Origin of the sequence: Moraxella sp. TY6 (assembly GCF_048551375.1) — a bacterium.
In the GTDB taxonomy this organism is placed as follows: domain Bacteria; phylum Pseudomonadota; class Gammaproteobacteria; order Pseudomonadales; family Moraxellaceae; genus Faucicola.
The window spans coordinates 343,691-365,098 of sequence record NZ_JBLYZJ010000001.1 but is presented as its reverse complement, the minus strand read 5'-3'; the positions used below and the strand labels follow the sequence as shown (position 1 = coordinate 365,098).

Sequence of the window (21,408 nt, the reverse complement as noted above, 5' to 3'; positions counted from 1 at the left end):
GCACTATTATCAAAGGGCGTATGCCATACGCCCCTACAAAAACGTTTCTTATTACTATTTCAAATTAGTCATAATACTAAACCGTATATTAAAATTACTCAACTGATTGGCTTAAAATAGCCCAAAATTCACGTTTTTTTTGTGGATTGACTAACATCTCCGCCAAACTAGGGATGGTTTGTGGGATAAACTGAGCGGATATTGGCTGATGAAACAAGTCTGGCAAAGGGGTCAAATATGCCAACTTAGTGACTCTGCCTTGAGTCAAACCGTACACACCCCCCAAGAAGCTGGCTTTTGCCACCGTAGCACTTAAATGCCCTCGCATGGTAGCTCTATGATTAAATTGCTCATTGGTTTGTTGTAACAAAGGAAAATTAAATGACTGTGTTGTCAGCTTGAGTGCCATTTGGATTTGTTGCCATAAGTGGGCTTGACGAGTATCTTGTTGTAAAACCTGTTGATTAACCAATAAAAGACAATCATTCATCATGCCAATATCAATGCTAAATCGTGAAACAATCGGTATATTTCGCTCATCAACAGGCGTGATTGCCACATGAAAATTATTTGTTGATGAGGCGGTAAAAGCAGGATTAATAAAGCTTGATGGCTGATCAGCCAGTGATGCCATAGGCTCAAGCATAACAAGTGGTGCAACGATATCGTTATCATTATAAACGGGCGGTTTAAAATCAGCCTGTAATTCAAGATCAGCTTGTGGCTCAGTGATAATAGGCTGAACCGTATCGAATGATACATCAGCCGTGGTTTGCCACTCGTGAGGCACATCAATCACTGGGCTATCTTGATTCACCCAACGAGTGATGCCGATCTCGGCTAGTAGCTGATTGCGTTGGTATTGCTCAAGGCTGACAGCCATATCGGTCATTGATTACTTCTTTTGGTTTTATTTTTTAAGTTGATAAAACTAAACAATTGGTTGCAACGGTGGCACGACATCCGCATTTTGCCCACGATGGCGTAGATAATGGTCAAGTAGCACAATCGCAAGCATCGCCTCGGCAATCGGTGTCGCACGCACGCCCACGCATGGGTCATGGCGACCTTTGGTCAGCATCTCGATAGCATTGCCATGAACGTCAATACTTTGCCCTGCGGTGGTGATACTGGCAGTCGGCTTTAGGGCAATCGTAACGACAATACTTTGCCCTGTCGAAATACCCCCTGCGACACCGCCTGCATGGTTGGCTTTAAAGCCAGTTGGCGTGAGTTCATCACGGCTTTGGTGTCCAAACTCGCCTGCCACCGCCATGCCATCCCCAATCTCTACACCTTTGACCGCATTAATCCCCATCATCGCATGGGCAATATCAGCATCCAGTCGGTCAAATACAGGCTCACCCAGTCCGACTGGCACGCCAGTAGCAATAATGGTCAATTTCGCTCCACAGCTAGTGCCTTGCTCTCGACATTGGGTAATGAGTTGCTCCATTGCTGGTATGGCGTCTTTGTCAGCACAAAAGAACGGATTACTATTAACAAATTCCCAGTCAATCTCGTTTTCGTTGATGTCTTCGGCAATCACATTGCCAATTTGGGTGACATAGCCACGTACTTCAATACCCAGTCGCTCACGCAAATACTTCTTGGCAATCGCCCCTGCACCGACACGCACTGCCGTTTCACGAGCAGACGAACGCCCACCGCCTCGATAATCTCGAAAGCCGTATTTCATGGTATAGCCATAGTCGGCATGGTTGGGGCGGAAGGTGTCTTTGATATCGCTGTAGTCTTTGGATTTTTGGTTGGTATTGCGAATCAGTAAGCCTATTGGTGTGCCTGTGGTCTTGCCCTCAAACACGCCAGAGATGATTTCGACAATATCATCTTCTTTACGTTGGGTAGCAAATTTGCTTGTACCGGGTTTACGGCGGTCAAGGTCGATTTGGATATCGGCTTCGGTGAGTGGCAGGTTGGGCGGTATACCGTCCACGATTGCCATAAGCCCTGCACCGTGCGATTCGCCACAGGTGGTGACGGTAAATACTTGTCCGATGGTGTTGCCTGCCATGATTTCACCTTTCTATGTTTAATTAAATGGATTTAACAATTTAACAGGCATTTCTGCAAAATCATCAACATTACGAGTCACCACAATCAAATCATGTGCAATCGCCGTTGCCCCAATCCATGCGTCATTTTCAGGTTTTGGATTCGGTACAAACAATTTTGCACACACCTTCGCAACCGCAGTATCAATAATCAAAATACGATTATCAAACATTGGATAAACCTTGTTTAACACCCAATTTTCCAAGATGTCCGCTTGCACTTTATCTTTTCTTGCTTTTAGCAAATACCATTTTTCAAGCTCCATCAATACCACTGTATTGACATATAAATCGCTAATGCTAATGGTTTTAAACCAATTATTAAAGCCTTGATTCGCTTTGCCTTGACTGATTTTGCGAATTTCAGAAACCGCATTGGTATCTAATAAATACATCAGTCTAACACCTCTGGTGGGTAAAGGGTTTTATTACGTGGCGGTAAATCAAACTCAATATCCGCTAACCGCTCATCCATATCAAGGCTCATAACATAATCATAGGCACTAATTGGATAATCATTGGTATTATTTAAAATTTTCGCTACAGTAGGATTAACTGTCGCAACAACTTTGCCATTATTGATAATATCAACAGGCATTTTCTTTTGAATAATTTGCTGTTGCACAACTTGTGGCAATTGACTAATTTCAACAAACATAATTACCTCCCAATTTACATTGAATTGAATAAACAAACGTTATTCATAGGCAACCCTATTTTTAAGCATTCACATACTCAGCAAATAACTCACGATTTGCCATCAACTCATCAAAGTCCATCGCAAACACACCATTACCGCCCTTCGCAAACTCAATCCAATCAAACTGAATATCAGGATACGCTTGACGTAATGCCCACTCACTATCACCCACTTCACACACAAGCAGACCATCACGGGTCAAATAATCTGGGGCGTTATACAAAATATGATGCACCAAATCCAAACCATCTTGCCCAGCCGCTAACGCATGGTCAGGCTCATGCAAAAACTCTGGGGGCAAATCCGCCATCGTGGCAGCATCGACATACGGTGGATTGGTGACGATTAAATCATACTGATTTTCCGCAGGTATTTTTTCAAATAAATTCGACTCAATCAAATTCACTTGATGACCCATATCATGATGGTCAACATTCACTGATGCCACTTCCAACGCATTTTTATCAATATCACTACCATCGACCATCGCATCAGGGAATCGGCTCGCCAATGCAATCGCAATACAACCCGACCCTGTACAAAGGTCTAGAATCCGCTCTGGCTGTGCCAACTGTTTATCGTATAACCCATGATTGAAAAATTGCGAATTTGAGCCGATACGCTCGACCAAATCATTATTTTCAAAATATGGATAAAACTGCTGACGAATCATCTCGCCAATCGGTGAACGAGGAATCAGCACTCGCTCATCCACATAAAATGGCAAATCACAAAAATACGCCAAATTAATTAAATAGCTCAATGGCTTACGCTCAACAATTCGGCGTTGTAGCAAAGTCAAAACTTCTGAGCGTTCACTGGCAGTCAAACGACAGTCCAAAATCTGCTCATCTGCCGACCAATCCAGTGATAAGGTATGCAACACAATTGCCGCCGCTTCCGCAAACACATCATTCGTACCTTGAGCGACCACCACATCATACTCACGCAGTTTGGTCACGCAAAAACGGATAAAATCTCGAATTGACTTGAGTTCTTGTTGGGCTTCAACAAATTCTGCCGTCATCACTTGCCATTGCTCATCTTCAAGCATTGGCTCATGTTCAGTATGATGGCTATCATCAAAATCATTATCGTTGTCAAAAACCATTGGCATCGGATTATCGGTTTCAGTAATGTTACGCATGAATTGGCTCATTGTTAAAAATTAGACTTCCTTCCAACCTATAAACTAAATATAGTTGTTTAAACTAGAAATAAGACAGTTTCGTAGGGGCGTATTGCATACGCCCAAAATTTTACAGTCTGATTTTTGATTTAATTCACTATAAATAGCATGGGTTAACAAAGTGTTAACCACGATATATTGGGTCAAGAAGTAGGTTTAAAAAAGTTTTATTGGGAAATTATGATTTAGAAAATTAAACTAACAGGGATTATAATATAAATCACTGGTTTTTAGAATGACTTTTGCACTGATACTTTTGATTAGCAATATCCTAACCTATCTTTATGGTTATGCAAATTGCCTACTTTTTACTCTCAAGTTTTACCACCTATTACATTAGGTTGCATACCTGCAACAAATGTCATAAATTTTACTTGTCTAATCATCCCTTAACATTTATCATTGCGTTATTTATTGATTCATTTTTTAGGTTAAATTGGACTGTAAGCATGAAAAAATTAATGCTCTCTAGCCTTGCATTCGTCATGGCAAGTACCAGCTTTGCAACCACCTCTACTACTACACCTAGCAGTAGCCCTACTAAATCAGCAAAGGCAACTGCCACGGCTTCGTCAACTCCTGCAAAACCTGCCTCAGCCATTGATGAAACCACAGGGATTGACAATGATTATACCGCAGGGGCAGGTGTGGCAGGCAAAAACTCAGAAGAAATCACCGATGAGGCATCTAAAGTTCCAACCTTTGACCCTACCGCTGTTGGCACAGACCATACCGCTACCACAGGTTTTAGTAATCTTGAGGTATCGCAATATGCCAGCACGGTGAACAAAGCGACTTGGAAAGCAGGGCAAAATATCAACGCTGCCACCACCATCAAGCTACAAGCCTTGCTTGACTGGAATCAAGCATCACCTGGCCCTATTGATGGCGGTTGGGGAATGAATGCCAAAAAAGCCCTTAAAAATTTCCAATTAATGAACGGTTTACCTGCTGATGGTCGTATGAGTCAGCAAGTTTGGGATTTATTAAACCAAAATATTCCTGCAAACCAACGGGTATTGGTCGGCTACACCCTAACAGAAGAAGATGTTAAAGGACCTTTTCAAGCCACACCCAGTGGTAGTGAAGCCAAGTCTAAAATGAAAGGCTTATACTATCAAAACATTAGAGAAATGTTGGCAGAACGTTTTCACATGGATATCCGTTATCTTGAGAAACTCAATGCCAATAAAAAATTCACTGCTGGCGAAACCATCACCGTATTCAACCCATCTAAGCCTCTTGACCAAAAAATCACTCGCTTAGTCGCCAAAAAAGCAGAAAATGTGCTGTATGCCTATAATGGTGATAAGCTCATTGCTACCTACCCAACCACTGTTGGTAGTAGTGACACACCATCACCGACTGGTACTTTCAAAATTGTCAATCGTGTCAAAAATCCTTGGTATAAAGCCACCCAAGGCGAAGGCAAAGATAAAAAAGTCTTTATGTTACCACCGGGCCCAAATGGTCCAGTGGGTGTCGTATGGATGGGTCTGAACAAACCTTCATATGGTATTCATGGCTCGCCTGTACCAGAAGGCATCAGCCGTCAAGCTTCTCATGGCTGTGTGCGTCTGACCAACTGGGATGTACTTGAAGTTTATGCCAATGTGGATACAGGTACAACGGTTGAGTTGCAGTAAACGATAATCTTATCATTTAAATCTCTCCCAACCCCCTCTTTCGTCAAGAGGGGGCTATATCGCCATCAATTAGACGGAAGGTTTCTGTTTAATTCATGCCTTTCCTGCTTGTAAACTTTACAATGCACCCCAAAATACGTTACATTGACGCTAATTTTAATTTAACTATTTTGAGTGCTTGATATGTATATTTTTCTTGCTCGTGATAACGTCCAAGCAGGGCCTTACTCATTAGAACAACTTAACTATATGCTTGCTTCGAATCAAGTATATTTGACCGATTTGATGTGGCACGAGGGTATGGCAAACTGGCAAACTGTTGCCGAAATGACCCAAGGGCAATTCGTCTATCATCCGACCATTGTCGTCACTCATCCAGATAATGTCGCTCAACCATCCCCCACCGTCAATCAACCAATTATTGATGATGAACCCGATTATATTATCAATAACACGCCTGAAAAACTCAAGGCAGAAGCCGAAGCCAAGGCTCAAGCACAGGCGGAAGCCAAAGCTAAAGCAAAACCCAAAGTGGATGATAAAAAATCCCAAAGTGTGTGGGATAAATATACCGCCAATAATCCGCATAAAACTGAAAAATCAGACAAACCTAGCACTGGCTTATTTGGTAAAAAAAACCAAGGTATGGATGTCAGCCATACCAATAAACAGCTTGAGCTTGCCAGTATTGGTGGGCGTATCGTAGCAAAGCTGATTGATGCTTTTTTGCTATTTTTACCAACTTTTATTGTGTTTATTAGCGTGGCGAATAGCCCAGTCTTTGATAAAATTGTCAAACTTGCTGAGTCTAATCAATCACCTATGCTGGCTTCACAACAAATGAACCAGTTGCTACTCGAAGCCGTGCCACCACATATTTTGACCTTGACCACGTTATTGTTTTGGGCAATCATCATTACGCAAATGGTATTGATGAACCGCCGTGGACAAACCCTTGGTAAAATGGCAATGCGAATCCGTGTATTAGACAAACAATCCAATGCCATTCCGAGTTTTTCTCAAGGCGTGCTATTGCGTTCGATTGTGTTAATTGCGATGGTGTTGACGTTGGGATTAGGGCTGGCTCAGTTGCCGATTTTTATTTTAGCCTTTGATTTTATTACATTATTCACCAACCCTGACCGTCAAAGTTTGCATGATAAAATAGCAAGAACCTATGTCGTACGTGCCGATGATACCCAAACCACACCGCTTGAATTAACGCCTGATGCTTAGGTAAACGTAATTTTAAAGTAGCAATAAAACAGCTTGGTAAGGGTGTATGCTATACACCCTTACAATTAGATATTATGATGCGAGTCCTAACCCATTGTTTCGCTAATCATCATTGCCATCTCATTCGCAGATAACGCATATTCGCCCATCTTTCTTGCCAACTCATCCCCCACCCTTGCATGAAGTAAAACTGACCACAATAGGGGATAATCCATATTCAGGTTGTCAGATTGTGCCAACAGCCCTGCTACCACCCCACTTAGCACATCACCCATCCCTGCCGTTGCCATCCCTGTATTACCAAGCCCACAGATATGTAAGGCTTGATGTTCTAATACCAAGGTTTGTGACCCTTTAATCAACCATGTACCGCCATACTGCTCAGTTAATTGCTGAATTGCACCAATTTTATCATTATCAATGGCTTGGTAAGTGGTATTTAACAATCGCCCTGCTTCACTGGCATGGGGCGTTAGATAGACTTTTTGAGGGTTAAATTTGCTTAGGCTATTTTGATTTTGGGACAGTGTAACCAAATGATACAAGCCGTCCGCATCAATGACACAAATTTTGTCATGTGAAATAGCACATTGCAAATACTCACAGAATAGCGAAAAACTTGCCTCATCTCGTCCTAGCCCCATACCAATGGCGACCACATCAACATTCTTGATAAGTTCGCACACTGAGTGTTGATGGTGTAAATCAGCCGTCATCGCATTCGGCAATGCGGTGATAATGGCATTATGAAAATTGGCGTAACACGCTACCGTCACCTTGCCTGCTCCGACCGCAAACGCACTTTTGGCAGATAATAGGCTTGCTCCTGCCATGCCGTTGCCTTGGTTTTTACCAATTTCCAATTGGTTGCCACCAATAATCAAAACATGACCATAGTCACCTTTATGGCTGTTATTTAGGCGTTTGGGTAAAGTAGGGAATTGGGTATGATAAAAAATGTCAGCTTGTTCATCTATAGGAATCATCGGCAAATCAACAACTTGCCCTACATAATCCTTCGCATCTTGTAAATGTAAACCAACTTTACGAGCGATTAAACAAAGTGTGATATCAGCTTTGACAGCGAGTTTATCATATACTTTACCATCAGTGGCATTCAACCCACTGGGGACATCTATCGCAATGACCTGGCAACCATTGAAGCGACTTTTATAACCATTTATCCAATCAATCATATTGGCAAAATCACCGATTGGGGTTTTATTTAACCCAATGCCAAACAAGCCATCAAGGATGATATCCACATGAAAAGACAACGTTTTTTGAGAGTTTAAAAAATCACTCAATTGAACCACTTTACCATTAAAAAGGGCTTTGGCTTGTTGAGCATTATCCGTGGTCGGTGGGGCGACCTCAATCACACAAATTTGCCAATTCGGACAAAGTTTTGTCAGAAAATACGCCACTCCCCAACCATCACCGCCATTATTACCACGACCGACTGCTATTAGCACGGATTGTTGAGCGTTTGCAAAATTTGATTTTATCCAATGTGCCATTTGCCAACTGGCTTGTTGCATTAAACCAAAGCTATCATTGGTTTGAAACCAGTTTGTTTCCAATTCATAAATTTGGGTGGGGCTGTAGCATGGAATAGCAGTAGGGAAATTTTTGGGAATCATAGTGTTTGCTAACAAAACAAAGCCCCCTCTTTCACAAAGAGGGGGTTGGGGGAGATTTAAATAAGCATTAACAATCTAAAACGCATCAGCTGGTACAAATACTTCGCCAACCATTAATCGTCTAGCCGAACGGCTCATGGATACTTTTTTGGCTTGCCATTTACCATCGACTTGTACCGATTCGCCACCCACCAATAACGTACCTGATGGATGACCAAAACGTACTTCGCTCAAGTCTTTACCACCTGCCACATCATTGACTAGCGTGCCTTTGATGGTGGCGGCTGTGCCAATCGCTACGGATGCTGTTCCCATCATGGCGTGGTGCAACTGACCCATACTCATGGCACGAGCCAACAGGTCAATCTCTGACCCTTGTACAGTTTTGCCACTTGATGCTGTGTAGTCAGCTGGACTAGCAACCCATGCAATTTTTGGGGTATGTTGGCGAGTTTCGGCTTCTTTGATATCGCTAATCAAGCCCATTTTAACCGCCCCATACGCACGGATTTTTTCAAGTTTTGCCAAAATTTCAGCATTGCTATTAATGTCTTTTTGTAGCTCTGTGCCTGTAAAGCCCAAATCTTTGGCATTGAGAAAAATCGTGGGAATCCCTGCATTAATCATGGTAACTTGAAAGTCGCCCACGTCTGGCACGCTGAGGGTATCGACCAAATTACCTGTGGGGAACATATCGCCATCGCTGTCAACAGGGTCAATAAATTCGATTTTGACTTCGGCGGCAGGGAACGTCACACCATCCAGCTCAAAGTCGCCTGTTTCTTGGACTTGACCATCGGTCATTGGCACATGAGCCACAATGGTTTTGCTGATGTTTTGTTGCCAAATACGCACTTCACAAATGCCATTGGCTGGGACTTTCGCAGGGTCAACCAAGCCATTGGCAATGGCAAATGACCCCACAGCAGCAGTCAAGTTACCGCAATTACCACTCCAATCAATCATGGCTTTATCAATTGCCACTTGACCAAACAGGTAGTTCACGTCATGGTTCGGTACGTCAGTTTTGGATAAAATCACCACTTTAGAAGTCGATGAGCTACCATTGCCCAAACCGTCAATTTGTTTACCATAAGGGTCTGGGCTACCGACCACACGCAATAAAAAGTTATCTCGGGCTTCACCTGCCTGTTGGCAACGCTCTGGCAGGTCGTCCAGTTTAAAAAACGTACCTTTTGATGTACCGCCACGCATATAAGTGGCTTTAACAGCAGTTTGGGGGGCAAAATTCATCATCATATCCTTATGTGGGTCTAAATTAATAATTAATACTGCTCATTTTTTTCTTCAATGGTTAATTTTAAACCATCATCAACAGGGTTGGTAAATTTATCTTCACCACTATGTGCTTTTGGCTTAGTATCCGCTTTATTGCCACTTGACTCGCTAGGCGTAGAAGTTTTCGCTGTGTCTTTTGGTGTTTCCGCAGGGACTTCTTTTGGCTTTTCAGTCGATGGTGATGGCGTGGTTGTGGTGTTGGTCGATGTTGTGACTGTTGATGTTGTAGCTGTGGTATTAGTCGTTGGCTTTGGTTTAGGTGTCACATGAGCTTTTGTCGTGTTGACTTCACGATGCTCAGTGCGTTTGGCAGGTGAGGCTGGCGTTAGGGTCACGGTATTACGCTGAGTTTGACTTGTGCCATTTTGCCCCGCTTGGGTTAAAGCAGAATCTGCAAACATTTGCCCTGCTGTAGCAAATAAGGCGTTGGTATTTAAACCCTCAACTTGTAAGCCTGCATCCGACTGCTTCACGCTAAATTGTTGATTGTCCGCAACCAAGGTATTACCTTCCAAACGATAGCCTTTTGACATCAATTGGTTGGCAAAGTTCGGTTGGTGAAGACGTTCATAAATACGATTGGCATTGTCGATATCGCCTTGTGGTAGCGTGATTGCCACTTGCGATTGACATTGTCCGTTGCCTGCTTTACTGGTTTGTAGGCTAACGCTGGCTTGCACAATCGCATTTTGTAGATACGTGGTATTCGGCTGAACCCCTGCTTGTTGGGCAACTTGCTGGGCTTGGGTAAGTGCCGTTTGGGTCAATTGTTGGGTAACATAGTTGCTAATGGCAGTGTTAACAGGTGTCGCAACACAGTCCACATCTGGCTGGGTTTGCATTTGTGTTTGTGCAGGTTTTGAGGCAACTTTTTCTGCTTCGGCAGGCTTTTCTGAGCGACTACAACCGACCACACCAAAAATAGAACAAGCGACAGCAATTGATAAATACGTTGTTTTTGACATAAAAAATGATTTTGACAGCATAACATTTTCCCAAAGGATTCGTTTTTTTACAAAAATTTAGCATATAATTTTGGCATTATAAAGCATAATTTTATCAAATGGCGAGGTATTGATAAGATTTTTGTAGTCATTTTTTACTGATTAACATTTTTCCAATTTAAAATCATCACTGCTGTCAAGGACTTAGCATGGAAAGCAAGAAAAATACCGCCTATTTACTCGGACATCGAGGGGCAAGAGCCGAATGGTTAGAAAATAGCCAGATGGGCTTTGAATATGTGCAAACATTACAAAATCAAGGCTTGGATGGCGTTGAATTTGACGTGCAAATGACGGCTGATGGCGAATTTGTAGTGGTACATGACGAAACGTTAAGACGTTTGGTGGGTGAACAAAGTTGGGTGATGGATAAAGATTTGGCTGAATTAGGTCGATTTAAGCAATCGGATAATGCACGTTTTCAAGCGACTTTTGACAAAAAATTTTGGGGTCAACCGATTTTATCATTACAAGATTTATTGCCGTATTTGCATGGCTATCGCCATATTGAATTGGAAATCAAAACCCATGCCAAAACCAATCCGCAAGCTTTGGTAAAGAATCTACTTGACTTGTTATTGAATAAAAAGTTGTCAAATACAGATTGGCAAAATTTACCCATCACATTGACCAGTTTTGACACAGATATTTTAGTTGAATTACAAAATCAACAGCAATTTAATGCTGTTAAATTCCCCATTGGGCTATTGCTTGAACACAATGCCCCACTTGCTAGCCAAATTAAGTTTTTGCCGTTGCCAAATCCACAAGGGAAAAAATTGATAAATGATACGTTTAATTTTGCCTGTCAATTGGGCTGTGTACAAGTGGGGGTTTATTATGCGTTAATTACGCCAAAAATGGTCGAAACCGCCCATCGCTTTGAGCTAAAAGTGACGGCTTGGACGGTGAATGATATTGAAGTGGCAAAAAAACTGATAAATATGGGCGTGGATTGTGTGATTACTGATTTTCCAACGGAATTTCTATCAAGTTTTTAACAGGAGCAAAACTTTTACGGTGCATTGGCAAAACCCCATGACTTTCAATCGCTTGCACATGACTGGCAGTCGGATAACCCTTATGCTTATCCAAGCCATAATTTGGATAAAGCTGTGCCAATGCCACCATATCACGGTCACGAGTGACTTTCGCAAGGACACTCGCCCCACTGATGGTAGCGTGCTTACCATCGCCTTTGACAATCGCTTGCTCAACCGTAATCGCCTCAAACTGCGGTAAATCCGCCAAATACGGCAATTTATTACCATCGACCATCACGCTAAACGTGGCAGTTGGGTCGGTCTGTAACACCTTTGCCATCACGCCTACCACCGCTTGGCTCATGCCCCATAAGGTCGCTTGCAAAATATTAAGCTTATCAATCATAATTGCCGATACTTTGACAATTTGTGAAGCGACAGCGGTCTGTAAAATGAGCGGAAATAAGGCTTCTCGCTTTTTTTCAGTAAGCTTTTTAGAATCGGTCAATGCGGACAAGGCATGATTGGGAATCAGTCCAACGTTATCGGCTTTGGCAAGTTCAATAAATTCTACAGACGTATCATTGCTTAGGCTATTTTGTTCAACGGTTAAAATATCATTGGGTAAAACCAAAGCACACACCACCACGTCACCAATCAAGCAACCTCGTCCGACTTCATCGACACCGATAATAAAATGCGACATTATGTATCACCCCAATTTTTCCAAGATTTCACCACAAAATAATCAACCGCATTATAGCCAAATTTTGCTACAATAACAGCATTTTCACCCAATTGATACTAAGAGGAAACCCCATGAACATTCTAGTCATCGGCACTGGCGGACGTGAACACGCCTTAGCATGGCAATGTGCCAAAGATAGCAAAGTCAACACCGTATATGTCGCCACAGGCAATGCAGGTACAGCCCTTGAGCATAAATTGCAAAATGTTGATATCAATGTCAAAGACCACCAAGCGGTAATTGAGTTTTGCCAAACCAATGACATTGCCTTTGTCCTTGTAGGCCCTGAAGCCCCATTGGTCGCAGGTCTAGTCGATGATTTGAGTAAAGCCAATATCAAAGCATGGGGGCCGACCGCTTATTGTGCCCAGCTTGAAGGCTCAAAAGCCTTTGCCAAAGACTTTATGATTCAACACAACATCCCAACCGCCAAATACCAAACCTTTACCAATGCTGATGAGGCGATTGCCTATGTCAAAGCTGAAGGTTCACCGATTGTCATCAAAGCGGACGGCTTGGCAGCAGGCAAAGGCGTGATTGTGGCAATGACCGATGATGAAGCCATTGATGCGATTAACGATATGTTATCTGGCAATAAATTCGGCGATGCAGGTAGTCGTGTGGTGGTTGAGCAGTTTTTACAAGGTGAAGAAGCCAGCTTTATCTGTATGATTGATGGCGACAATATTTTGCCGATGGCGACCAGCCAAGACCACAAACGCATTGGCGAGGGCGATACTGGGCTAAACACAGGCGGTATGGGGGCTTACTCTCCTGCCCCAGTCGTGACCCAAGACGTGCATGATAAAGTCATTGAACGAGTGATTCGCCCTGTCGTGGAAGCGATGAAAGCCAGTGGCAATCCTTATACGGGTTTCTTGTACGCAGGGTTGATGATTGATGAAAAAAATGACCCGTATGTGATTGAGTTTAACTGTCGTTTTGGCGACCCAGAAACCCAACCAATTATGATGCGTCTAAAAAGCTCTATGGTGGAATTGATTGAAGCAGGTCTTGCAGGAAATTTACCAAGCCAAACTGAATGGGACAGCCGTCCTGCCCTTGGTATTGTGTTGGCAAGTAAAGGCTATCCAGAAAGCTCAAGCAGTGGCGATGTGATTCGTGGTTTACCGACATTTGATTCGCAGTTTAACGCAACAAATGCCGATGTTAAAGTATTCCATGCAGGCACAAAAACTGGCGAAAATGGCGAAATCCTAACCAATGGCGGTCGTGTGCTATGTGTAACTGCTCTAGGCGATGATGTGCAAGATGCTCAAGTTAAAGCCTTGTCAGCGTGTGGCACGATTAGCTTTGATGGATTGCAATATCGCCGTGATATCGGTTGGCGAGCGATTGTAAGGTAAATGTTTTCTCTTTTAAGCAAGGAGAAAAATGGGGGCTATCAGATATCAAAGGCAAAATCCTTTATCGTGCTAAGGTTGATGAATTGTATATTCCAACGATACAATTCAACTCTTTGAAGATACTGCTGACATAGAAATCAATGGCAAAAAACATCTAATTAATAGACAAGGCAAAATTATCAAATAAACTTATATCATTCGTTTGAGCATTGGAATTTATCTGATAAATTCCAATTTCTCATAATGATAACACAAATAATCATTTTCTATTCATAACCCAAATCACCTAGCATAGCCAAAATAGCATAGCTTATTTCAACCCTTATCTAGGTGATACCCATGACCCCTTTATCAAAACCCACTTCCCAACTCGTCCCACCACACGGTAGCCCTGTGTTAAAAGACAAACTACTTAAAGGTGAAGAATTAAAAAACGCTTTAGAAAAAGCCAAAACCCTACCAAAAATCCAAATCAGCTCTCGTGAGGCAGGCGATTTAATCATGCTCGGTATCGGTGGCTTTACCCCACTGGACGGCTTTATGAGCCAAGCCGACTGGCACAGTGTTTGTGACAATATGCACCTCACTAGCCAAAAAAATGCTCACGGCAAAGGCGTATTTTTCCCTATTCCGATTACCCTATCTACCGACACAGCCACCTCAGAAACGCTACAAATCGGTGACGAAATTGCCCTTGCCTACAATGGCGAGGTGATGGGGATTTTGACGTTAAGTGACAAATACACCATTGATAAAGCCTTTGAATGCGAAAAAGTCTTTGGCACTACTGAAAACGCCCATCCGGGGGTAGCAATGGTCATGGCTCAAGGCGAGGTGAATTTGTCAGGGGATGTGGTGGTATTAAGCGAAGGCGAATTTCCGTCTAAATATGGCGAAATCTACCTGACGCCCGCCCAAACTCGTGAGATTTTTGAGCAAAAAGGTTGGAAAACCGTGGCAGCGTTCCAAACTCGCAACCCAATGCACCGCTCACATGAATATTTGGCAAAAATCGCCATTGAAATCTGTGACGGTGTGCTGATTCACTCGTTACTGGGTGCGTTAAAACCGGGGGACATCCCTGCTGATGTCCGCCAACAGGCAATTGGTACGCTGATTGATAATTACTTCCGCAAAGACACCGTGATTCAAGCAGGTTATCCGCTTGATATGCGATATGCTGGCCCTAGAGAGGCATTGCTTCACGCCTTATTCCGCCAAAACTACGGTTGTAGTCATCTGATTGTGGGGCGTGACCATGCAGGCGTTGGCGATTATTATGGGGCGTTTGATGCCCAGCATATTTTTGACACGTTAAGCGATGATGATTTAATCACCAAGCCACTCAAAATCGACTGGACATTTTGGTGTGATGCCTGTGATAGCATGGCTTCGACCAAAACCTGTCCGCATGATGAACGTTTTCATGTCAAAGTATCTGGTACTAAGCTACGCAAAGCCTTATCCGAGGCCGAAGAAGTACCAAATAACTTTAGCCGTCCAGAGGTATTAGCGGTATTGCGTGAGTATTATCAAGGGCTTGAAGAACATGAAAAACATAAAGTAGAATTAAAGGGTCATTCGGCTAAATAGCAATCATTTTATCGTTATTTAAACGAGAAATAAGCCAGTTTAGTAGAGGCGTATTGCTTACGCCCAAAATTTCAGAGCCTTATACCTAACTGAATTCATTATAATATGATTGTTGCAAAATGTTGTTTTTTGTCAAAAAGTGTGAGTATGGTAAAGTTTCATCTTGTTATTGGGTTATTTTTAGTTAGTATAGGTCATGGTAAATTTTTTTACCAAACATTTTTATACTAAAATACGACTTGGCATGATTATCACTTTCATCATGCTCACGATATTAAGGCAATTTTATGACAACCTTGACGACACTTGCTAAACGCTCCCAATATGCTGAAACTAGACTGACCAACACCCCTACCTTACGGCTTTTAGCAAGCATGGCACTGGCTACGGTTGTATTGACCGCTTGCTCGACCACCCCTAGCAATCATCGACCTGTGGTTGTCAAAGGTGTACCCAGCTATTATGTGGTGCAAAATGGGGATACGTTAAGTAAAATTGCCTCTCGCTATAGCTTAGACTATCGCCGTATTGGAGCGATGAATGGACTCGATAGCAACTATACCATTTATAAAGGTCAACGCTTGGTACTGGTATCTAATGCCAATAGACCTACCCAAACACCAACACCTAGCCCAACAATCAATACATTTCCCATTAATACTCAACCTGTCAACCACGCTAGCACAGTCAACCCCAGCGTACCAAATATACCCTTACCTACCTCACAAAACTGGCGAGTACCTGTGAATGGTAGTGTATTAAGCACCTTTAATCAAACCACTGGCATTGTTGGTACATGGTATACCGCCCCAGAAAATAGCCCTGTGATGGCAAGCCAAGCAGGAAGCGTGCTGTATGCAGGAAGTGATTTGCCCGAATATGGCAAAATGGTGATGATTCAACACACCGATGGCTATGTATCTGCCTATACACATTTGGGAAATATCAACGTACGAGAAAGCCAAGTGGTTCAAAGTGGGCAACAAATTGGTAGTATTGGTATCGTTCCTACCCTCAAACAACCTGCCATGCAGTTACAAATCCGCCATCAAGGTGTGTTAGTCAATCCTAACTTGTTGATTAAATAAACGTCAACAAGTTAATTCAATCAACTTTATCAAAAATTTTTGAAAGGATTTTAGGATAAATCAATACCGCCAGTTATAAATCAAATCCACCGAGTTATTCACCGCTGATTTGGCTTCGACATACAGTCGGCGTGTGAGTTGATACCGCATACTTAACTCTGGCTGTGCGGTGAATACCCCCACCCCATAGCGAATAAACAAATCTGGGGTAATGTAGCCTGTGATGCTGACCAGTGTGTCATTCCCTGTCCCATTGGCATCGAGGGTGAGGCTTTGTAGACCAAACGCTCGCCCAATTTGGTTGGTCAATCGGCGAGTACCACTCAAACCATAACTTAACCCTGCCGCTGCTAGAGTGTTATTGACTCGATTGCTAAATTCTTGCTCGTTGGTGTTTTGTCCTGTGGTGTTATTTAGGCTACCTGTGACCAACGCATTCATGGCTTGTTGTTCGGACAGCCCCCCATTGTTAAACACCAATATGTCAGGTTTACTGGTTTTGCCTTTGACTTTTAGACCCACTTGCACGCCTTGTACTTCTTTGACAGCTTGAATATTGAGTGTGGGTTGGGCAACATTGCCATTAAACCGCACTTGGGCAAAGTCAAGGTTTAGGCTTTGACCAAAGATTTCGACTTTAGAGCGTTTGGCAACTTGTACCACCCCTTGAGCCTGCATACTGCCCTGCCCTTGTTGGGTCAAATGTAATGCCCCTGCCAATGGCAACCTTGCCCCAAAGCCTTGAAAACTAATATTATCGCCCAAATCCACACCAATATCTGCATTAATCGACCAAGGCTGTGCCACTCGCAAGACTTCATTAATCTGTCCCAATAGACGGCGGTCGATGACATTGACATCACTGGATTTGGTGATGACATTGGTGGTGGCTTCAGGCGGACGAATGGTGGCTCTTGGCACGTCAATCACGCCCACGATATTGACATAACGCTGGGTCGGACGCACAATCACATCAAAAATCGGATTGATTTCTGCGGTGACGGTGGGCGGTTGGCTAACAAGCAGTCGCTCGCCTTGTAGTTTCAGTTTGGCTTGCAACTCGCCTGCCCAGTTCACTGTGCCTGTGATAATGCCCTTACCATCACCTGCACTGACAAAGTCGCCTGTCACTTGGGCTTGGTTGCCTTCGACATGGCTTAACACGTTAATTTTGTCAAACCGCATGGGTACGCCTGTAATCCCCAGTGAGGCATCCAATAATTCGATATCCCCAACAAACTTGGGTTGGTCAAGCGTACCATCAATTTTACCTGCCACCAAACCTGTGCCTGTCAGACGCTCAAATGAGGGGAAAAACGGCTTTAGCACGGCAAGGTTAATATCTTGGAACACCACCGTGCCACCGATGGGTTTGTTTTGACCATACGGATTGATGGTGGCATCAAGGTAGCCATTGCCTGCTCCATTGGGGGTTTTGACATCGGCACGCAGTTTTAGTCCATCTGGCATCGAGCGAGCGATGATACTGATACGCTGATACGCCACGGTGGTTGGGTCTTCTTGTGGGTCTTGAGCCGTTGTGCCAATAATCCCATTATCACTATAAAAACTGGCGTTGACGGTGGGGCGTTGGTTCTTTTTCCAGTTGATTAGGGCATTGCCATTAAGCGAACCTGACCATACGATATCGTTGGGCATGACCACGCCAAAAATACGGCTATCCAGATTTTTTACCACCAAATTCACTTGCCCTTGGCTAGCGGAAGCGACAAGGTTATCTTGTAGGCATAAATTGCCTTGTTGACCGACCATTTGCCAACAATGAGATGCCAATTGGATGTGCTGTTTTTGCCAATTTAACAATAATTGGGCAGGTTGAAGCTGTTGGAGTTTGGCATATTTTGTGCCGATTTGCCCATTACCGACCACGCCTTGCCATTCAGACTTATTCAAGTCAATGCGTCCTTTGAGGGTGGCTTGTAGCTGACCTCGACTGCTGTCGGTTTTGACGGTCATGGTATGGCTGGCTTGCGTCCCATCAAAATACAGTTGCAACGCTCGTAACGGCTGATTGGCGATATTGAGTCCTGTGGCGTTAAGTTGCAATTGGCTAGGCGATTTTGCCATATTAACCAGTTTGCCCTTGAGTGTGGCATCAAGTACCACAAAATTTGGCAATGCAATATTACGTGCAACTAAATCAACATAGATATCTGGCAAGGCTTGGGATTGATTGGGTTGACTCAGCACCAATCCGCCTTTTAGCGTGCCTTTTAGCTTGGCATTAAGCTGATTGAGGGTGCTAATATCAACACTGGTAATCAATTGGTTTTGATTGCCATTGGCGGTAAGGCGATTATTGCCCCATGCCATCACCAAATTATTGGCTTGCAGTTGTTCAATAAAGCGTTTGACTTGGTTATATTGTTGATTTTTTGGGCTATTGAATAAACTTTGTCGCACCGTTTGCAAGTCTTTGGGCAAATGTAAGCGTGCGGTCAACTGTCCTGTGGCAGAGAGTGGTTGATTTTTTAGCACCCCTTGCAAATTCATGTCATTGATATGAATGTATTGCTCATCATCACGCCAATGACCATCGGTATTGATACGCCCAGAGATACGACTGGGCAGGCTTGGCACAAAATAACTGGCATCAAAGTTATTCATATTGGCATTGATTTGCCATGCAACCCCACGTGTCAAATCAAGTTTACCCTTCGCATCAATATTGCCTGTCGCACCTTGATGGCTAAATTGGTTGATTTGTAGATTTTTTGGCGTGCCTGCGATGTCAACTTTAAATGCCCCTGCTGGGACATTGGGAGCGTTTAAATTACCGTTAAATTTGGCAGTCATATAGCTCAGTTGATTTGCCACCACATCCAGTGTCACGTTTCCAGTACCTTTGATGGCAAGGTTTTTATTGCTGTTATTTTCGCCCAACAGTGTGCCTGTCATGTCCACTTGACGAATCTGAATCTGATGCTTGGTGAGTCGTACGCCTTTAGCTTGGCGGACATGGTGCATTGTACCATTGGCATTGAGCGTGCCTTTGAGGTGGTCAAAGGGGATATTATCCAATATTTGATGGGCATTTAGACCGTGGGTATTGGCGTTAAGTTGCCAGACCAAAGGGCGATTGGCATACGCCAGTTCGATTTTGCCTGTGCCTGCCAAATCCCCTGCTTTACCTTGGTAATTGACCTGTTCAAGGTTGATAATTTGCCCCAATTTATTGAGTTTAACTTGATAATCGCCTTGCGGTGCAATGTTAAGCTGTAAGATATTGGCTCGACCGTCCACTTGTAAACGAGGCGGTTGTTTACCATTTGATGGATAATAGTTGACCTTGGCATTACCATTGGGGCTGTTCAAATCGCCGACATTCGGCAAGTTTTTACGAATCAAATGTTGCCAATTGGCGGTGATTTGATAAGGGGCGGTATTGGCTTTGGCTTTGCTGATGTCGGCATTCACCACTTCGCCATCATTTTGACGCAGATTGGCACGCAGTTGCATGGGCAGTTTATCAGTGGCGACATCATACACCACGGCTAGCTTACCATTTAGCACCGCAGGGGCATAAGGGGCGATATCACTCGACAATAATTTTCTAATATGAAAGTTTTGACTGGTATTGGTCAAGGCGATGCGAGTGTGATTTTGCCAATCAATCGTACCTTGGCTGACCAACTGCCCTTCTGGTAGGGTCGCCACCAGTTCTTGAATGTCCAATTTTTTGCCGTTGGTACTGGCTCGCCCTTGATAATGCCCATCTGGAATATCTTTGGCAGTCAAATCGGTGTCGACCTGCAATTGAATATCATCAATCGGGCCAGAGGCAATCAGTTCGCCTTGTTTTAGGTGAATATTTTGCTCACTGGCGTAAGGCAATAGCACATCTTGCCATTGAACTTTAGCATCAAATGGCACGCCTTTTTCCAGTGGTCTGGTGGTCAAATGCCCTGAAATATCGGCATGATTATAGCGACTTTTTAGTTCAGCGTTTAACTGCTTTAAGCTACCTGTGACTTTGGTGTTAAGCGTGTCAAAATGCACTTTATTAAGGGCGTGAATCGCAAGGTCACCTTGGGCGGTCAGTGGATAATCATGTTGTAAATCAATTTTGCCCTTGAGATTATCAATGGTGAATAATTCGTTATAGCCGAGTTTTGCATAGCCGACCTGAATTTCACTATCCTGCCAACTAAAATCCTTGATATCCGCTTGTTTAAAATCAATGGGTTCACGAGTAACTTGCTGATAACGCACCAAATTTGCTGTGGCTTTGTCCACGGTCAAATTGACAGGCAAGGCGATTTTTTTATAATCAAACGGGCGGTTTGAAGGCGGTTTTTTGTAAGTAATCACCATGTTGTGAATGGTGGCTTCTCGCAAATGCACCTGTTTGGATAAAATCGCTTTCCAACCCACTTTCACATAGGCTTGGTCAACCGTCACTTCAGTATAATTTTTGGGTGGGGTGGCAGGAATTTTGAGGTCATAAACCCACAGCCCATCACGTACATTACCTTTGCCATATTTTAGGCTAATGCCTGTTTGGTCAGTAACCGTCTTGATTAATAACTGCGTCCCCCAAGGCGTGCCAAGGGCGTAATAGATGGCGATGACTGCCAAAATCAATAATAAGACAATCACCAAGCCAATTTTGGTGACAAACCCCAGTGGATACCAACGGCGAAGCCAACGTGCATCACGTTCAGCAGGGTCTAACCCATCCACGATTTCGGTATTATCGTGGTTTTTTGGGTCATCTTTGTTGGGGTCTGTTTGATGGGTCATATTTTTTTAATAAGGTTAAGTGTCACAATAGCAGGCATTTTAACAAAAGTTTGACGAGAATAGAAATAATGTT

The 21,408-nt window shown here is 43.4% G+C and carries 16 protein-coding genes; 6 read left to right on the top strand and 10 right to left on the bottom strand.

What is annotated here, in order from left to right; all coding sequences use genetic code 11:
* Window positions 1-94: 94 nt before the first annotated feature.
* The 5 genes from ACK1U4_RS01705 to prmB form a co-directional block, all read right to left on the bottom strand.
* Window positions 95-892 (bottom strand): hypothetical protein, encoded by a 798-nt coding sequence (locus tag ACK1U4_RS01705; protein ID WP_419401519.1) that lies wholly within the window; start codon window positions 890-892, stop codon window positions 95-97.
* A gap of 39 nt (window positions 893-931) precedes the next feature.
* On the bottom strand, window positions 932-2,035 hold the full coding sequence (gene aroC, locus ACK1U4_RS01700) for a chorismate synthase (RefSeq protein ID WP_419401520.1): 1,104 nt from the start codon (window positions 2,033-2,035) through the stop codon (window positions 932-934).
* 18 nt (window positions 2,036-2,053) lie between these two features.
* Window positions 2,054-2,470, bottom strand: coding sequence for a type II toxin-antitoxin system VapC family toxin (locus ACK1U4_RS01695; RefSeq protein WP_419401521.1), 417 nt, complete (start codon window positions 2,468-2,470; stop codon window positions 2,054-2,056).
* The gene (locus ACK1U4_RS01690; RefSeq protein WP_419401522.1) at window positions 2,470-2,733 is read right to left on the bottom strand and encodes a hypothetical protein; all 264 of its coding nucleotides are present in this window, start codon (window positions 2,731-2,733) and stop codon (window positions 2,470-2,472) included. Before ACK1U4_RS01690 ends, ACK1U4_RS01695 begins: the two co-directional genes overlap by 1 nt.
* A gap of 61 nt (window positions 2,734-2,794) precedes the next feature.
* Window positions 2,795-3,802, bottom strand: coding sequence for a 50S ribosomal protein L3 N(5)-glutamine methyltransferase (gene prmB / locus ACK1U4_RS01685; protein ID WP_419401525.1), 1,008 nt, complete (start codon window positions 3,800-3,802; stop codon window positions 2,795-2,797).
* A gap of 611 nt (window positions 3,803-4,413) precedes the next feature.
* On the opposite strand from prmB, the gene ACK1U4_RS01680 reads away from it, so the two are divergent.
* Together ACK1U4_RS01680 and ACK1U4_RS01675 are read left to right on the top strand one after the other, a co-directional pair.
* The gene (locus ACK1U4_RS01680; RefSeq protein WP_419401566.1) at window positions 4,414-5,610 is read left to right on the top strand and encodes a L,D-transpeptidase family protein; all 1,197 of its coding nucleotides are present in this window, start codon (window positions 4,414-4,416) and stop codon (window positions 5,608-5,610) included.
* Window positions 5,611-5,793: 183 nt separating this feature from the next.
* Window positions 5,794-6,846, top strand: a complete 1,053-nt coding sequence (locus ACK1U4_RS01675) for an RDD family protein (protein ID WP_419401565.1) — start codon at window positions 5,794-5,796, stop codon at window positions 6,844-6,846.
* Window positions 6,847-6,932: 86 nt separating this feature from the next.
* Here ACK1U4_RS01675 and ACK1U4_RS01670 read toward each other — a convergent pair whose 3' ends face one another.
* From ACK1U4_RS01670 to ACK1U4_RS01660, 3 genes are all read right to left on the bottom strand, one after another.
* Window positions 6,933-8,489, bottom strand: coding sequence for an NAD(P)H-hydrate dehydratase (locus ACK1U4_RS01670; protein ID WP_419401564.1), 1,557 nt, complete (start codon window positions 8,487-8,489; stop codon window positions 6,933-6,935).
* Window positions 8,490-8,564: 75 nt separating this feature from the next.
* Window positions 8,565-9,743: a 2-methylaconitate cis-trans isomerase PrpF gene (gene prpF / locus ACK1U4_RS01665; RefSeq protein ID WP_419401563.1), complete on the bottom strand. Its 1,179-nt coding sequence runs from the start codon at window positions 9,741-9,743 to the stop codon at window positions 8,565-8,567.
* 32 nt (window positions 9,744-9,775) lie between these two features.
* On the bottom strand, window positions 9,776-10,753 hold the full coding sequence (locus tag ACK1U4_RS01660) for a hypothetical protein (RefSeq protein ID WP_419401562.1): 978 nt from the start codon (window positions 10,751-10,753) through the stop codon (window positions 9,776-9,778).
* Window positions 10,754-10,941: 188 nt separating this feature from the next.
* Here ACK1U4_RS01660 and ACK1U4_RS01655 point away from each other — a divergent pair, with 188 nt between their 5' ends.
* Window positions 10,942-11,793 carry a glycerophosphodiester phosphodiesterase gene (locus ACK1U4_RS01655; protein ID WP_419401561.1) on the top strand — a complete coding sequence of 284 codons (852 nt, stop codon included), beginning with the start codon at window positions 10,942-10,944 and terminating at the stop codon, window positions 11,791-11,793.
* Here ACK1U4_RS01655 and ACK1U4_RS01650 read toward each other — a convergent pair.
* A complete protein-coding gene (locus ACK1U4_RS01650; RefSeq protein ID WP_419401560.1) occupies window positions 11,756-12,481 on the bottom strand; it encodes a ribonuclease HII in 726 nt (241 codons plus the stop codon). The two genes, ACK1U4_RS01655 and ACK1U4_RS01650, sit on opposite strands and share 38 nt — an antisense overlap.
* Before the next feature lie 113 nt (window positions 12,482-12,594).
* Here ACK1U4_RS01650 and purD point away from each other — a divergent pair, with 113 nt between their 5' ends.
* The 3 genes from purD (at window position 12,595) to ACK1U4_RS01635 (ending at window position 16,571) form a co-directional block, all read left to right on the top strand.
* Window positions 12,595-13,890, top strand: coding sequence for a phosphoribosylamine--glycine ligase (gene purD, locus ACK1U4_RS01645; RefSeq protein WP_419401559.1), 1,296 nt, complete (start codon window positions 12,595-12,597; stop codon window positions 13,888-13,890).
* A gap of 339 nt (window positions 13,891-14,229) precedes the next feature.
* Entirely contained in the window at window positions 14,230-15,483 is a 1,254-nt protein-coding gene (gene sat / locus ACK1U4_RS01640) for a sulfate adenylyltransferase (RefSeq protein WP_419401558.1), read from the top strand.
* A gap of 287 nt (window positions 15,484-15,770) precedes the next feature.
* Window positions 15,771-16,571: a peptidoglycan DD-metalloendopeptidase family protein gene (locus ACK1U4_RS01635; RefSeq protein WP_419401557.1), complete on the top strand. Its 801-nt coding sequence runs from the start codon at window positions 15,771-15,773 to the stop codon at window positions 16,569-16,571.
* A 60-nt stretch (window positions 16,572-16,631) separates the two neighbouring features.
* Here the strand turns inward: ACK1U4_RS01635 and ACK1U4_RS01630 are convergent, their stop codons facing one another.
* Window positions 16,632-21,335 carry a translocation/assembly module TamB domain-containing protein gene (locus ACK1U4_RS01630; protein WP_419401556.1) on the bottom strand — a complete coding sequence of 1,568 codons (4,704 nt, stop codon included), beginning with the start codon at window positions 21,333-21,335 and terminating at the stop codon, window positions 16,632-16,634.
* Between the last annotated feature and the right edge of the window lie 73 nt (window positions 21,336-21,408).